The sequence below is a fragment of the Pseudoalteromonas sp. MM17-2 genome (genome assembly GCF_022347945.1).
Classification (GTDB): domain Bacteria; phylum Pseudomonadota; class Gammaproteobacteria; order Enterobacterales; family Alteromonadaceae; genus Pseudoalteromonas; species Pseudoalteromonas ruthenica.
This window is the reverse complement of record NZ_JAKRFV010000002.1, coordinates 73,931-88,429: the sequence shown is the minus strand read 5'-3', so window position 1 is coordinate 88,429 and position 14,499 is coordinate 73,931. Positions and strand designations below refer to the sequence as shown.

The following is a 14,499-nucleotide window of genomic DNA, read 5'->3' as shown; positions in this document are numbered from 1 at the left end:
AATAACCCTTATTATCGTAGCTCGGCCGGTACAGCAAACACGATGTCTTCCTCACGCCCGGGGTTTTCCGTGACTTGTTCACCGCCTGCACACTGCAAGTGAGCAATCACTTCTTGTACTAACACCTCAGGTGCTGATGCGCCTGCTGTCACGCCCACAGAATCAATGCCCTCAAGCCAGCTGGCATCAATGCTGCTGGCATCATCGATAAGATAGGCTTTAGTGCCCATCTTACTGGCAAGTTCGCGCAACCGATTAGAGTTTGAACTGTTTTTAGCACCGACAACTAATAAAACGTCAACCTTATCAGCTAAGTCTCGCACTGCATCCTGACGATTTTGCGTGGCATAACAAATATCGTCTTTTCGCGGGCCGTCTATATCTGGGAATTTAGCCCGCAGCGCATCAATCACATCAGCAGTATCGTCTACCGATAACGTGGTTTGACTACAATAGAACAAGTTGCTTGGGTTTTTCACCTCAAGCTGAGCGACGTCCTCTGGAGTTTCGACCAGATAAATCCCGCCTTCGGGATTATCGTATTGCCCCATGGTGCCTTCTACCTCAGGGTGGCCATGGTGACCAATGAGAATACACTCAATCGCTTTGCGTGATGCTCGCGTCACTTCCATATGCACTTTAGTGACCAACGGACAGGTGGCATCGAATACTTTTAACTCGCGACGCTTGGCCTCTTGGCGCACAGCTTGGGAGACGCCGTGAGCACTAAAAATGACGATACTGTCGTCGGGCACTTGATGCAGCTCTTCAACAAACACGGCACCTCGGTTTTTTAAACCATTAACCACATATTTGTTATGCACGACTTCATGACGCACATAAATAGGCGCCTCAAAAATATCCAAAGCCCGCTCAACAATACTGATAGCCCGGTCGACGCCAGCACAAAACCCACGCGGGTTAGCAAGCACTATTTTCATGGGTTTGTGACCTCCAAAATTTCCACTTCAAAGGTTAACTTTTGCCCGGCTAACGGGTGGTTAAAGTCAATAGTGACCGACTCGCCAACCACTTCGCGAACAACACCAGGAAGTTCAGTACCATCGGGCTGAGTAAACGCAATGATGGCGCCGACTTGAGCCGGTGCATCACTGCCGAATTTGCTTCTATCAACATGATAAATATTGTCAGGGTTAGGCTGACCAAAGGCATCCTCTGGCTCAAGCTCAAAGCTTTTCTCATCACCAGCCGACAGCCCTAGCAAACATTTTTCAAAGTTTTCCGTTAGGCTGCCATCGCCCATAGTCAGCTTAGCCGGCTTATCGTGCACTTTAGTAGAATCCGCTGCAGAGCCATCGCTGAGCTTGATAGAGAAATGAAAAACAACCTCGGAATTAGCACCGATCACCATGTTACTCATGGGTCTGCTCCTCTTTACTGCTGGATTTAAAGGCATCGAATAATAACAGCGCAGCACCAATACAAATGGCGCAATCGGCAATGTTAAACGCGGGATAATGCCAGTCCTGATAATAGACATGGATAAAGTCGATAACATACCCATAGTGTAGTCGGTCGTAAAGGTTACCGAGTGCTCCCGCGAGCACCAATGCATAAGCACTGCCGAGCAGCTTATTGGTCGCTGGCAAGCGCTTTAACCACCATACCAGCAGCACCGAGATAGTCACGGCAATGGCACTTAAGAACCACCGTTGCCAGCCGCCGGCATCACTGAGAAAACTAAATGCGGCACCATAATTATGTACATAAGTAATATTAAAAAACGGCAAAACATCAATGCTTTCCCGTAACGACATAGCGCTGACAACCCAAGTTTTAGTGCCCCAATCGAGCACCAAAACCAGCGCTGAAAGCGTCAGCCATATAAGCCCACTTCGCTTTGCTAACACCTTCGCTCCTTACTTACTGCTTAGGCAAACTGGCGTGTTTCGCCATCGCCCTCAACGTTAGTTACGCAACGCCCACACAGATCGTCATACTTATCGTGGGTGCCTACATCATCGCAATAATGCCAACAGCGCTCACATTTGCTCGCCGAGGTCGCCACCACTTGTACGCCAAGCCCTGACCGCTCTGAATCCGCAATCTCTGCCGGTTTAGTACTCAGCGCTTGCACCGTTACCTTTGATGTTAACAACACAAAGCGCAGCTCTTCACCCAGGGCATCCAGTGTTGCTTTTAGCGTATCGTCGGCATAAAGCGTTACCTCGGCTTGCAAGGTGGCACCGATAATGTCTTCTTTACGAGCATTCTCCAGTACTCGGTTCACTGCATCACGCACTTCTAATACGTGTTGCCACTGCTCATCAGTGAACTTACCTGATACTGCCTGAAGGCCGTTATACCACTGTCCGGTAAAGACAAACTCTTCGCGCTCACCGGGCAGTGCCTGCCAAATTTCCTGCGCAGTAAAGCTCAGAATTGGCGCCATCCAGCGAGTCATAGCCTCGGCAATATGGTACAGCGCACTCTGACACGAACGACGCGCATGAGAATCGGCCTTTGCCGTGTACTGACGGTCTTTAATGACATCCAAGTAGAATGAGCCGAGCTCTCCGGTGCAGAAGTTCATCAGTTTTTGCGTTACTAATAGCAACTGATACTCGTCATAAGCCTTAATGAGCTCTTCTTGTAGACTGGCAGCGCGAGAAACAATCCAGCGGTCTAGTTCAACCATCTCTGCCACCTCAACAAGGTCAGTCTCAGGGTTAAAACCATTAAGGTTGGCTAACAAGTAGCGGCTGGTATTTCGGATACGACGATAACGGTCCGCCGAGCGCTTAAAGATCTCATCAGACACGGTCATCTCTGCGGTGAAGTCACTCGAAGCCACCCATAGACGCAAAATATCCGCGCCCATTTTATTCATCACGTCTTGCGGTGAAATAACATTGCCCAAAGACTTTGACATCTTGCGGCCTTTTTCATCCACCGTGAAGCCGTGAGTCATTACTTGGCGATATGGCGCGTGACCATGAATTGCCACACTGGTCATCAGTGATGACATGAACCAACCACGGTGTTGATCTGACCCCTCAAGGTAAAGATCGGCAGGACGCGTCAATTCGTCACGTGCATCAATCACGCAGGCATGGGTTACGCCAGAATCAAACCACACATCTAAAGTATCTTGTACCTTCACATACTGCTCAGCATCATCACCTAATAAGGTCTGCGGCTCTAAGTCGTACCACGCCTGGATACCGTCTTTTTCCACTAGCTGCGCAGCTTGTTCAATCAATTCTGCGCTGTTAGGGTGCAAATCACCGGTGTCTTTATCTACGAACAAGGCAATAGGTACGCCCCAAGTACGCTGACGCGAAATACACCAATCCGGGCGCCCCTCAACCATATTTTCAATGCGGCTTTCACCCCATCCTGGTAACCATTGGGTCTTTTTAATTTCGGCAATAGAGTCTTTACGCAGACCGGCTTTGTCCATTGAAATAAACCACTGCGGTGTGGCGCGGAAAATAATCGGGGTTTTGTGGCGCCAGCAATGCGGGTAGCTATGCTCAAGGGCATGGTGATGCAACAACGCGCCTTTCTCTTGCAACAGCTCAATCACATTAGGGTTGGCTTTAAATACGTGCTGACCGGCAAAAATAGGGGTGTCTGGCAAGTAAACGCCGTTTGCACCCACTGGATTGGCCACTTCTAAGCCGTACGCTTGGCCTGCGACATAGTCTTCTTGACCATGGCCGGGCGCGGTATGAACAATGCCCGTACCTGAGTCGGTGGTTACGTGATCAGCCAAAATAACAGGTACATTGATATCAAGGAACGGATGCGCAACGCTCAGTTTATCAAGCGCTTCACCTTTGACATAACCCAAAGTGTGATAGTGTTTAAAGCCGAAACGGTCCATGCAGTCTTTGACCAACTCTGAACCCAGCACAAAACGCTGCTGCTGGCCTTCATCTTCGACCTGCACTAAGGCATATTCCAAATTCTCATGCACGGCAACGGCGCGGTTTGCCGGTAGAGTCCATGGCGTTGTCGTCCAAATCGCTGTGGCTACTGGACCATTTCCTTGATGGCCTTCAGCCAAATCAAAGGCGCTAACAATGGCCTGTTGATCGACGAAGGTGAATTTCACATCGATAGCCGGTGACTGTTTATCTTGGTACTCTACTTCGGCTTCCGCCAACGCTGAACCACAGTCGGTACACCAGTGCACTGGTTTCGCCCCTTTATGCAGATGACCTTTATCGATAATGCGGCCTAGGGTACGAATGGCATTGGCTTCGAAATCATAGCTCATTGTTAGGTAAGGCTTATCCCAATCCCCTAACACACCTAAGCGTTTGAAGTCAGTTTTTTGGCCGTCTACCTGTTTCGCCGCATACTCACGACATTTTTGGCGAAATTCCGCCACCGACACTTTTTTGCCTGGCTTACCGACTTTCTTTTCTACCATCAGCTCGATCGGTAGACCGTGACAATCCCAGCCAGGAATATAAGGCGCATCATAATCTGAAAGCGTCTTAGACTTGATAATAATGTCTTTAAGGATTTTATTAACAGAGTGACCTAAGTGAATGTTACCGTTCGCATAAGGAGGGCCATCATGCAAAATGAAAGACGGCTTACCTTTTTTTGCTGCACGAATTTTGCCGTACAAGTCTTGCTCGTACCATTGCTTAAGCATGGTTGGTTCGCGTTTGGCCAGGTTGCCGCGCATGGGAAACTCAGTTTCCGGTAAATTTAAGGTATGTTTATAGTCGCTCATTAATCCTACTTTCCGTTCCGGCTACAGACCGCCGCTGACATCTGCGGTAGTCGATAAAGTAAAAAACTGTTTGGCCTCGATAATATCTTGATTAATTTGCGCCACCAAGGCATCAAGACCATTGAATTTGTGTTCATCGCGCAGCTTAGCTTTAAGCTGCACTTCGATAAATTGCCCATAGATGCTTTGCTGAAAGTCAAACAAGTGTACTTCCAACAAGGCTCGGGTACCGTTAAAGGTGGGCTTATTGCCCACATTCGCGACGCCGTTATAAGTGTGCGTACCCACTTTGGCTTGCACCGCAAAGACACCGCTGAGCGGACAAACTTGCCGCTTCAGAGCCACGTTGGCCGTTGGAAAACCAAGCTCTCGGCCTTTTTTCCAACCGTGAATCACGCGTCCGCTAATGGCGTAATCGTGACCCAGCATCGCTTTAGCCAGCTCTAAGTCACCGGCTCTGAGCGCTTCTCGAATAGCTGTACTGCTGACTCGCGCATTGGCCTTTTTGAAGCTCTCGGTGCTTTTCACCGCCATACCGGCTGTTTCACCCATGGCTTTGAGCAACGAGAAGTCTCCACTGCGGCCTTTGCCAAAGCGGAAGTCGTCGCCCACAGTGAGTGCTTTGACGCCTAGCTTTTTAAGCAATACTTCGCTAACAAATTCAGCTGCACTTTGGCTGGCAAAGCGGCCATTAAAGCTCACGCAGACCACCCGCTCCACGCCCAGTTTAGCGAGTAAGGCAAGCTTATCACGTAGTCGAGTCAAGCGTGCCGGAGCCCGTTCTTTTAAAAAGAACTCTTGCGGCTGCGGCTCAAATAACATCACGGTGCTGGGTAAGTTCAGTGCGCTAGCATCACGCAATAAACCTTTTATCACCTCTCGATGACCCAGGTGCACACCATCAAAATTGCCTATGGTGAGTACACAGCCATGATGTTGGCTTCGAATATTGTGGATCCCGCGTATCAGCTCCATTTCTAAAAGGCCTTGTTTTACGCACTACGACTGACGAAAGTGCTCGATTATAATCTTTTTTTTAATGTGATTCAGTAGTTGCCACGTTTTTTATCATACTTGGGCGCACGCCCATAATGAATAGCACGCCAAAGTAACAACTCATCGCCACAAAAATCAGCCCTGCCAACAAAGCGATCTGCTCATAAAAAGGCCATTGCTGCCACATAAACTGGCTTTGTAAAGCATACACCGCCGCCCCCATACAGGCAGTAGCAAATAAACATTTGCCAGTAAAGATGACACTGGTTTTTGAAAAATGATAAACCTGCTCTTTAGCCAGCTGTCGATATAACAATAGGGCGTTACAAGTAGCAGAGAGTGCGGTGGCCAACGCGAGGCCCAAATACCCAATAAACGGGGCTAACAATAAGTTAAATACCATATTCAAAACCATGGCGATAATGCCGATGCGCACCGGAGTGCGGGTATCCTGACGAGCGTAAAAGCCCGGCGCTAATACTTTAATCAGCATAAAGCTGACCAGACCAACGGCATAGGCCGCCACCCCCAAAGACACTGCGCGAACATGATCCACCTCAGCGCTTGCGAACGCACCGTGGTCAAATAACACGGTAATAATCAACGGGCTTATTACCATCAGTCCTAGCATGGCAGGCAACCCTAGAAAGATCACAAAACGCACTCCCCAATCTAAGGTGTGCTGAAAATCAGACCCCTTATCACCGGCGTGGAGTTTAGATAAGGTCGGTAAAATCACCGTGGCAATGCCAATGCCGAACAAACCCAAAGGAAATTCAATGAGCCTGTCCGCGTAGTACAACCAGGCGATGGAGCCAGTCACCAAAAAAGAGGCAATCACGGTATCGAGAAAGAGGTTGATTTGTGACACCGATACACCAAATAACGCTGGGATCATCAGTTTTCGCACTTTGACCACGCCAGGGTCTTGCCACCCCCATCGTGGTTTCACTAGCATTTTGGCGCGGTATAGAAACGGTAACTGAAAGGCTAATTGCACCGCCCCACCAATGAACACACCTATAGCTAAAGCGTAAGCTCCAATGCTGACATACTGATGCAAGTATATAGCGCTGCTGATAATGGCGACGTTCAACAGCACCGGGGTGAAGGCCGCCACCGCGAAGCGGTTATACACATTCAATATGGCGCCACTGAGCGCGGCCAGCGAAACAAAAAATAAATACGGGAAGGTCCACTTCAACAGCGCCGAAGCTAAAATAAATTTATCGCCCTCACCTGTGCCTTGGTACCAATCAACAAACCACCCAGCACCAAACAGTGCGGCGATTATGGGCGAACCTATCACGCCAACAATGGTCACCACCAACAAGATAGTGCCTAAGGTGCCTGCCGCCCGCGCCACAAATAAGCGCACGGCATCATCACCTTGCTGCTCCTTGATTTCACTGAGCACTGGCACAAAAGCTTGGGCAAAGGCCCCTTCTGCAAATAAACGGCGTAAAAAATTGGGAATGCGATTAGCAAATAAGAATACGTCGGCAGCCGCATTAGCTCCTAAAAGGTTTGCCACAACGGCGTCACGCACTAAGCCCAGTACGCGCGATATCATGGTCATGGCGCTGACTATCATGCCAGAACGAAATAAACTGTTAGCCACATATCCTCACTGAGGCAAACGATAATGGCGGCATTATGCCAACAAATAGGCAGCGAATACAGCGCTGGTGGTTGCCTAATAGCTTTGCTATAATCCGCCGAGGTCAGAGGCCTAAACTGCAATAACAGACCAATCATTTATTTGGGTATATAGTGCGTTAACCCGACTTTGCACTGTATATATGTGTCTCCCGGTAGCCATTGGCGATTCGTTACTCCCGCAGTTTGCTTTGTCTTTTGTTAATTTGATTGACAAATTGGAAAAAAGAGGGCATAGTCCACGGCCTTTAAATATAAGCTTTATTTAAGATTGTTAGGAGCAAACCTTGGCTAACATCAAGTCTGCAAAGAAACGCGCTGTAACGAGCGAAAAACGCCGTCAGCACAACGCAAGCCGTCGTTCAATGATGCGTACATACTTCAAAAAAGTATCTGCTGCTATTGAAGCTGGCGACAAAGAAGCGGCACAAGCTGCTTTCGCACAAGCAACACCTATCCTAGACCGTTACGCGACTAAGGGTCTAATCCATAAAAACAAGGCTGCTCGCCATAAGAGCCGTCTTGCAGCGAAAATCAAAGCACTATAATTTAGTTTTTTGATAACGCAAAAAACCGGCATTAGCCGGTTTTTTTATGCCTATAATTCAAGAAATCAAACAAATTCCATGTTGGGGTAAAACTTTTTCAGCATGGCTGCTATTTTCTTTGGCGAAAACGGCTTAACCACAAACCCCTTAGCGCCTTTATCAATTGCGTCCTTAACATTATCAATTGTTGAGTGAGCGCTGACCATAACCACATTGGCCTCGGGGAGCTGACTATTTATGTCTGCAATCATGTCTTTGCCATCGCCGTCAGGCAATTCGATGTCGAGAAAGATAATATCGTACTCTTTGTTCGCGCACGCAGACATGCATTGCGCAGCGTTTGCCGCCTCATCTACATTTTCAATGCCTAAATGCATTAACGTTTGATGTAAAAAGCTACGCACCGTACCCACATCATCCACGATTAAAATCGCTATATCCTCATCCATTGGACCTTCCCTAATTTGCGCCTTAGCCACTGGTGTTTAAGTTAACTTCCAGCCCTAGCCACGCTATACTAAAAAAACGTTTATATTATAGAGTCCTATATAGTTTAGGCCAAGTAAACCTGTGTGTAGAGCGTTATGGTAAAAAAAACTAAAAAGCATTCACTCTTGAAGCAAGCAGCGACGCCAAAAAGAATTAAGCGGCCGCCCTCTTCGGCAGATAACGCCTCGCAGCACCAAGCACAGCAGGATAAGCCGTCGCGCCAAGGAGCTCCTCAGCGCACCAAACCAAAGGGTAAGTTAGGCCAAATTATTTTATTTACGTTATTAGCGCTGCTGGCAATATTTATGCTGATGCCAAAACCTCAGTTGATCACTTATCAAAAGCTGGGGTTAGTGGCCAGTAGCATTTATGTGCCCACCCTACTTGGTGGCCCAACACTCGTAGATTCAGAGCTTTACCTGCAATCCATAGACGCCAACAAGGCCATGTACTTATGCCGAGATCGCACGCAAGCAGATACTTGTCATCGCTATGAAATCATCAAACAAGAAGGTTTTTTTGCAGTCTTAGTGCATCTTTTTTCAAGTTAGAAAAACTTATCCGAAAAAGATATATTTTTTCGCTTGCTTAAGGGCCTTCACGTTCGCATAATAGCGCTCCTTTTTTAACCATCACGTTGTGGAGCGATACACCTTGGACGTCAACTTGGGAATTCAGATTTTGCTTGGAGCACTGGCTATTGGCGCATTTTTTATTAGTCATGGACGCTTACTGCGCATTGGCGCAAGTGTAGCGATTGGTCTGTTATTTTTTGTGCATGCGCAACAATTAGTAACCCCCAATGGACTGACTAACATCTCCCTGGTTTTAATTAATACGTTTTATTTATTTAAGGTGTACACACAGCGCATCAGTGGCCCATCGGTTTAGCTTGAATTGGTTTAAAAATACGCAGTCAGTACTATCGAGAGTGATCATCATAGTACTGACACCGTATATTGGGCTAGTATAAAGTTAGTAGTAACCATGTAAGCGAGGTCATCATGACAGCGTCTCATAAAAGCCCAGACTCGGATCTTTTCGCAGAGCTAATGGAGGATGTAACGCCGCTCAAGCAAAACGATAAGGTAAGCTACTTCGAACCGCACACCACGCCCACCCTCGCGCAACAACACAAACGTTTGGCGGCGCAGTTAGATGCAGAGTTAGATGACAACATCCTCAGCACCGAATACATTGATTTGATTGACCCACTCGATTTTATCGCCTACAAAAAAGATGGTGTACAAGACGGCGTGTACAAAAACCTTCGCTTAGGAAAATACGGCGTTGACGCCACACTCGACTTGCACGGTCAATCACTGCTTCAGGCACGCCAGGCACTGTATGAAACGGTGAGCGACTGCCACCAGCGTAACATTCGCGTATTGTTAGTGCGTCACGGCACTGGGGAGCGTAATCAATCCCAAAAAGGGCTGCTCAAAAGCTACGTCAATCATTGGCTCAAACAATTGTCCTGTGTACTTGCCTGCCACAGTGCGTTGAAGCCCCATGGCGGCCTAGGCGCAACCTACGTGCTATTAAAGAAAAGTGCAGATAAGAAATTGGAAAACCGCGAACGCCACGCTAAACGCTGAAAATAAAAATGCCGAAACCCTAGGCTTCGGCATTTTGTCCGTCGAATGTCAGTTACAAATAGGAGCTTTACAGCGGCATGGCATTGGCTTGGTTGAACCAAGCTGCGAGTCCTAGCAAAGCAACCCAAAACAACACATAGCTGAGCTTAGCTCCGCCTTGATTATGTTTCATAGCGCTTCCTATAAAGGTTGCGGCTAATAAAATAGCCTAACTTGTTATTTTTTTTATACATCAAGCATGTAGCTTGTTTACTATAGCAACTGACTAAAACTTAACAAGCTGTTTACTTACACAGTGTTTAGTTCCTATTAAAACAACTTAATAAGCTCGTTCGCGGCTAATAAGGTGCTTTAATGTTTGCCCAGACTGCAAGCGTTGATAGTTGTCGACCACTTGCTCAACAACCGTTTCAATGCGGCTAAGCGCACTGCAATGCGGGGTCAAAATGAGGTTTTCTTGGTGCCATAAAGGGCTCTCCTCTGGCAAGGGTTCTTGGCGAAACACATCAAGGGTGGCACCGCCTAAAGTGTGTTTTGAGAGTGCGGTTTGTAATGCACTTTCACATACATGCTCTCCTCTGCCAACATTAATTAATACCGCATGCGCAGGCAGTTTTGCCAACAGCTCAGCATCAATTATATTGCGGGTCTTTGCAGTCAAAGGCAGTATACAAACCAAATAATCGACATGCGAAAGCATCTCGTTTAGGCCGCTATCACCGCAAAAGTGTGTCACCGTCGCTGTGTCAGGTTTTTCTGAGTTCGACCACGCTTTGATAGTAAAGCCATTAGCCGCTAAACGCTGCGCAATAGCACTACCAAGCTGACCATACCCGAGCAGGCCGACGCGATTGTGTGCGCGCACCCGCTTCGCTCGCCATTGTTTGCTACTTTGTTGGCGCCAGTAACGAGGCATATGAGATTTATGCAGCAGCACTTGAGTTAATACGTATTCAGCCATATCTGCTGCCAGCTCATTATCAACAATACGCGTGACCGGCACATGATCTGCAATGGCATCCAGGTTAAGGCCGTCGACACCGGCACCAAAAGAAGACACCGCTTTTAGATTTGGCAAAGCACTAAACACCTCAGCCGGTACCTGCCAACCAAGCACCATATCAATCGCTGCAGCATCCTCAATATCAGGCCACACTTGTACTTGCTGCTCACCCAGTTGCTGTTTAAGCATGCTCTGCAGCTTATCTGTATTTCTGTTCGCAATTGCCACTAATAAACTCATATTATCTCCATCACAGCGATAGTTTGCCTCAGTATCCCACAACCCGATGTCGTCTTGAAACTGTCATCTATTTTACACTTTGATGTCATGGTTAATTCTTACCCTGTGGCTAATCTCATTACCAAAGGGTGGTAATATGATCAGTATTGATAAAGTGGTTGAAGATAACTTACCGAGTCTTGCCAACTCACCAAAAGTAAAAGGCCTGGTAAAGAAAGGGCTGGGCTATTTATTACACGAACAAGAGTTTGTTGCTTTTGCCGATACCTATCCTCACCTACAAGGATTAGAGTTTATTGAGCAAGTGCTCGAAGAGCTGGACTTCAGTGCTCGCTTTAGCTCATCACAGTTGGATAATATCCCAAGCGAAGGCCGCCTCGTGATTATCGCGAATCACCCAATTGGCTCATTGGATGGCTTGGCACTGATAAGCGTGCTAGCTCGCGTACGCCCAGATATCCGTGTTGTTGCCAACCGTTTGTTGATGAGTGTAACGCCAATGCACTCATTACTACTGCCGGTTGATAACATGTCTGGCAACAGCCGCAAGCAAGAACTCAATGCCATTCATCAGCACCTTAAAGCTGAAGGAGCCTTGTTAATTTTCCCTGCTGGCGAAGTGTCGCGGCTACGCCCAACAGGCGTTAAAGACTGCAAGTGGAACAATGGCTACCTGCGTATAGCCAAAAAGGCCAATGCGGCTATCTTACCGATTTTAGTAAAAGCTAAGAACAGTCCGCTGTTTTACGGCACGTCGATGATTTACAAGCCGCTAGCCACCTTGTTATTAGTACAAGAAATGTTTAAGCAACGGCAAAAGTCGCTGGAGTTCGAAATAGGCACTGCCATTCCGCCGAAGTCTTACCTTATTGATAACCTTAATGACAAAGAGATCAGCCGGCTTATTCGTAAGCAGCTGTATAGATTGGGAACTAAAAAGCCTGAACTGTTAAAAACCCAAGCTCCCATTGCCCACGCCGAGTGCCGTCAAGCCTTAGTAGGGGCGCTCGGTGAATGCGAGCGCCTGGGAGAAACCCAAGATGGCATGCAAATCTACTTATATAATTACCAAGGCAGTTCACCGCTATTTCGTGAGCTCGGACGCCTTCGTGAAATTGCCTTTCGCGCTGTCGGCGAAGGCAGTGGTCGCCGCCGTGATATCGATAAATATGACATGGACTACCACCACCTCATTCTATGGGATCCTAAACAGCTAGAGCTCGTGGGCGCTTACCGCCTTGCATGTGCCGATGATATTATTGTCAAACACGGACGCCAAGGGCTATACACGGACAGTTTGTTTAACTACCAAGACGATATGGCGCCTTACTTCGGCGCTGGCATCGAACTTGGCAGAAGCTTTGTGCAACCCAAGTACTGGGGCCGCAAAAGCCTCGATTACTTATGGTTTGGTATTGGAGCGTTTATTAGTCGCTACCCGCAATATCGCTATTTATTTGGGGCAGTCAGTTTATCCAATGCACTGCCTCAAAATGCCAAAGAGCTGTTAGTTTATTATTATCAGCATTACTACGCTCAGCAACAGCCGTTGGCAACGGCTAAACATGAGTTTAAATACAGCGAATGTGTAAAAGAGCAGTGCCAACGTTTGTTTAATGGCAGTGATGCAAAAGCTGACTTTGCAGAGTTAAAACACGTGCTTGCCAACATGGGAGCACAAGTCCCCACGCTCTTCAAACAATACACTGAACTTTGCCAGCCTCAGGGCGTCTCATTTTTAAGCTTCAGTGTGGACCCCGACTTCAACAACTGTATTGATGGCCTAGTGCTGGTAGATATGGCAAAGCTAAAAGAAAAAAAGGCGCGCCGTTACCTTAACAACGAAACCCTCATTAAGCGCACCTGCAATATTGATTAACCAACTCCCAACCAAAAAAAGCCGGCGTATGCCGGCTTTTTCATGACTCACTTGAGTTATTTAGTGAAAAAATGCGCCAATGTGCGCTCGTAAATTTCGGTGATCTTAGCTAAATCACTCACAGCCACACGCTCATTGTCTTGATGTATGGTGTGGTTACGTACACCGCATTCGACCACTTGGGTGTCATTACTGGCAAAAAAGCGCCCATCAGAGGTGCCGCCACTGGTACTCAGTTGCGGGTAACTCTGGGTGCTTTGGTAAATCGCTTCTTCCAACGCTGCGAGCAGGTCGTACGCTCCCCCACCTGCCGTGTAATAAGGCTCACAGGGACGCTGCCAACTAATTGTCGCATGTTGCTGCCAAGGCGCCAAGGCAGCGGTGATTAAGCGTTTAACGTCTTCACTACGATAACCATGACTATAGCGCACATTAAACTCTATAAAGCAGCTGGCTGGCACCAAATTATCTAAACTGTTAGGGACTGTGAGGCCAGTTATTTGTAACGTTGTTTTCGACCCTTCAATATCTTTGTGCCAATCTATTTGTTGCAAAGCCATGCTCATCTGAGCAGCCAAATGTGCGGCATTCACACTGTGCTCGGGGTAAGCCACATGCCCGGCTTTACCAAGAACTTCAATACGTGCTGAAAGTGCACCACGGCGGCCATTTTTGATGGTATCGCCAACGCGTTTATCCGCTGTGGGCTCACCCACTAGGCAGACATCAAGATGTTTACCTTGGGCGGCGAGGTAGTTAGCTATTTCCGCACTGCCATAAAGTGCCTCACCTTCCTCATCAGAGGTGATCAACCAATAAAAGTGCCCCTGTGTGGGGCGTTGCATGAGCACCCTATCAGTCGCTTCCAACATGGCTGCGACGCCGCCTTTCATATCAGCGGCTCCTCGGCCAATAATTTCGCCATTGATTATCTCAGCAGCAAAGGGGTCAACATGCCACCGCGATGCGTCAGCAGGTACAACATCGATATGGCCACAAAAGGCAAACTTGGCGCCTGGACCAAAGTAGCAATCGGCAACAAGGTTCGTGACACCATGACAGGTGAATACATGACAATTAAAGCCTCGCTGTTGCAGCTGTTGTTGTAACCAATCAATAGCCCCACCTTGCTCAGGGGTAATGGAGCGAAACCGAATAAGCTGTTGTAAGTATGAAACGACATTATCTTGATTAACGCGTTGTTGTTGCGATGTGTTCAATTGCATAACGCCTGCCCTGTTGCAGCTGTTGGTAAGGCTATTACAACCTGCTCATATGACATCTTAATGTCAGCTTATGAACTCTCCATTGTGTGCATGAGATGGATAAAAGTTTAATCTAAATCAAGGTTTTTAATCGCTCTGCAGCGTACC

General features: G+C 47.6%; 14 protein-coding genes. 5 read left to right on the top strand and 9 right to left on the bottom strand.

Features of this window, described 5'->3' with window-relative positions:
• Positions 1-11: 11 nt before the first annotated feature.
• The 6 genes from ispH to murJ form a co-directional block, all read right to left on the bottom strand.
• Positions 12-941: a 4-hydroxy-3-methylbut-2-enyl diphosphate reductase gene (ispH, locus tag MHM93_RS02030; protein ID WP_138588775.1), complete on the bottom strand. Its 930-nt coding sequence runs from the start codon at positions 939-941 to the stop codon at positions 12-14.
• Entirely contained in the window at positions 938-1,381 is a 444-nt protein-coding gene (gene fkpB, locus MHM93_RS02025) for an FKBP-type peptidyl-prolyl cis-trans isomerase (RefSeq protein ID WP_045978213.1), read from the bottom strand. Before fkpB ends, ispH begins: the two co-directional genes overlap by 4 nt.
• A complete protein-coding gene (gene lspA, locus MHM93_RS02020) occupies positions 1,374-1,871 on the bottom strand; it encodes a signal peptidase II (protein ID WP_239447802.1) in 498 nt (165 codons plus the stop codon). The genes fkpB and lspA overlap by 8 nt, the downstream gene beginning before the upstream one ends.
• Positions 1,872-1,891: 20 nt before the next feature.
• Positions 1,892-4,714 carry an isoleucine--tRNA ligase gene (gene ileS, locus MHM93_RS02015; protein ID WP_239447801.1) on the bottom strand — a complete coding sequence of 941 codons (2,823 nt, stop codon included), beginning with the start codon at positions 4,712-4,714 and terminating at the stop codon, positions 1,892-1,894.
• A 21-nt stretch (positions 4,715-4,735) separates the two neighbouring features.
• Positions 4,736-5,689 (bottom strand): bifunctional riboflavin kinase/FAD synthetase, encoded by a 954-nt coding sequence (ribF, locus tag MHM93_RS02010; RefSeq protein WP_045978216.1) that lies wholly within the window; start codon positions 5,687-5,689, stop codon positions 4,736-4,738.
• A gap of 61 nt (positions 5,690-5,750) precedes the next feature.
• Positions 5,751-7,331: a murein biosynthesis integral membrane protein MurJ gene (murJ, locus tag MHM93_RS02005; RefSeq protein WP_343224140.1), complete on the bottom strand. Its 1,581-nt coding sequence runs from the start codon at positions 7,329-7,331 to the stop codon at positions 5,751-5,753.
• Between the two features lie 325 nt (positions 7,332-7,656).
• Here murJ and rpsT point away from each other — a divergent pair, with 325 nt between their 5' ends.
• The gene (gene rpsT / locus MHM93_RS02000; RefSeq protein ID WP_022945273.1) at positions 7,657-7,917 is read left to right on the top strand and encodes a 30S ribosomal protein S20; all 261 of its coding nucleotides are present in this window, start codon (positions 7,657-7,659) and stop codon (positions 7,915-7,917) included.
• A 65-nt stretch (positions 7,918-7,982) separates the two neighbouring features.
• Here rpsT and MHM93_RS01995 read toward each other — a convergent pair whose 3' ends face one another.
• The gene (locus MHM93_RS01995) at positions 7,983-8,366 is read right to left on the bottom strand and encodes a response regulator (protein WP_022945274.1); all 384 of its coding nucleotides are present in this window, start codon (positions 8,364-8,366) and stop codon (positions 7,983-7,985) included.
• 165 nt (positions 8,367-8,531) lie between these two features.
• Here MHM93_RS01995 and MHM93_RS01990 point away from each other — a divergent pair, with 165 nt between their 5' ends.
• From MHM93_RS01990 to smrA, 3 genes are all read left to right on the top strand, one after another.
• Entirely contained in the window at positions 8,532-8,957 is a 426-nt protein-coding gene (locus tag MHM93_RS01990; RefSeq protein WP_239447800.1) for a hypothetical protein, read from the top strand.
• A gap of 115 nt (positions 8,958-9,072) precedes the next feature.
• Positions 9,073-9,297 (top strand): hypothetical protein, encoded by a 225-nt coding sequence (locus MHM93_RS01985; RefSeq protein WP_231658063.1) that lies wholly within the window; start codon positions 9,073-9,075, stop codon positions 9,295-9,297.
• A 113-nt stretch (positions 9,298-9,410) separates the two neighbouring features.
• The gene (smrA, locus tag MHM93_RS01980) at positions 9,411-10,004 is read left to right on the top strand and encodes a DNA endonuclease SmrA (protein WP_053910275.1); all 594 of its coding nucleotides are present in this window, start codon (positions 9,411-9,413) and stop codon (positions 10,002-10,004) included.
• Between the two features lie 319 nt (positions 10,005-10,323).
• Here smrA and MHM93_RS01975 read toward each other — a convergent pair whose 3' ends face one another.
• Positions 10,324-11,247, bottom strand: a complete 924-nt coding sequence (locus tag MHM93_RS01975) for a glyoxylate/hydroxypyruvate reductase A (protein ID WP_239447799.1) — start codon at positions 11,245-11,247, stop codon at positions 10,324-10,326.
• A gap of 136 nt (positions 11,248-11,383) precedes the next feature.
• Here MHM93_RS01975 and MHM93_RS01970 point away from each other — a divergent pair, with 136 nt between their 5' ends.
• On the top strand, positions 11,384-13,126 hold the full coding sequence (locus MHM93_RS01970) for a lysophospholipid acyltransferase family protein (RefSeq protein ID WP_239447798.1): 1,743 nt from the start codon (positions 11,384-11,386) through the stop codon (positions 13,124-13,126).
• 56 nt (positions 13,127-13,182) lie between these two features.
• Here MHM93_RS01970 and dapE read toward each other — a convergent pair whose 3' ends face one another.
• Positions 13,183-14,352: a succinyl-diaminopimelate desuccinylase gene (dapE, locus tag MHM93_RS01965; RefSeq protein WP_239447797.1), complete on the bottom strand. Its 1,170-nt coding sequence runs from the start codon at positions 14,350-14,352 to the stop codon at positions 13,183-13,185.
• Positions 14,353-14,499: the final 147 nt, after the last annotated feature.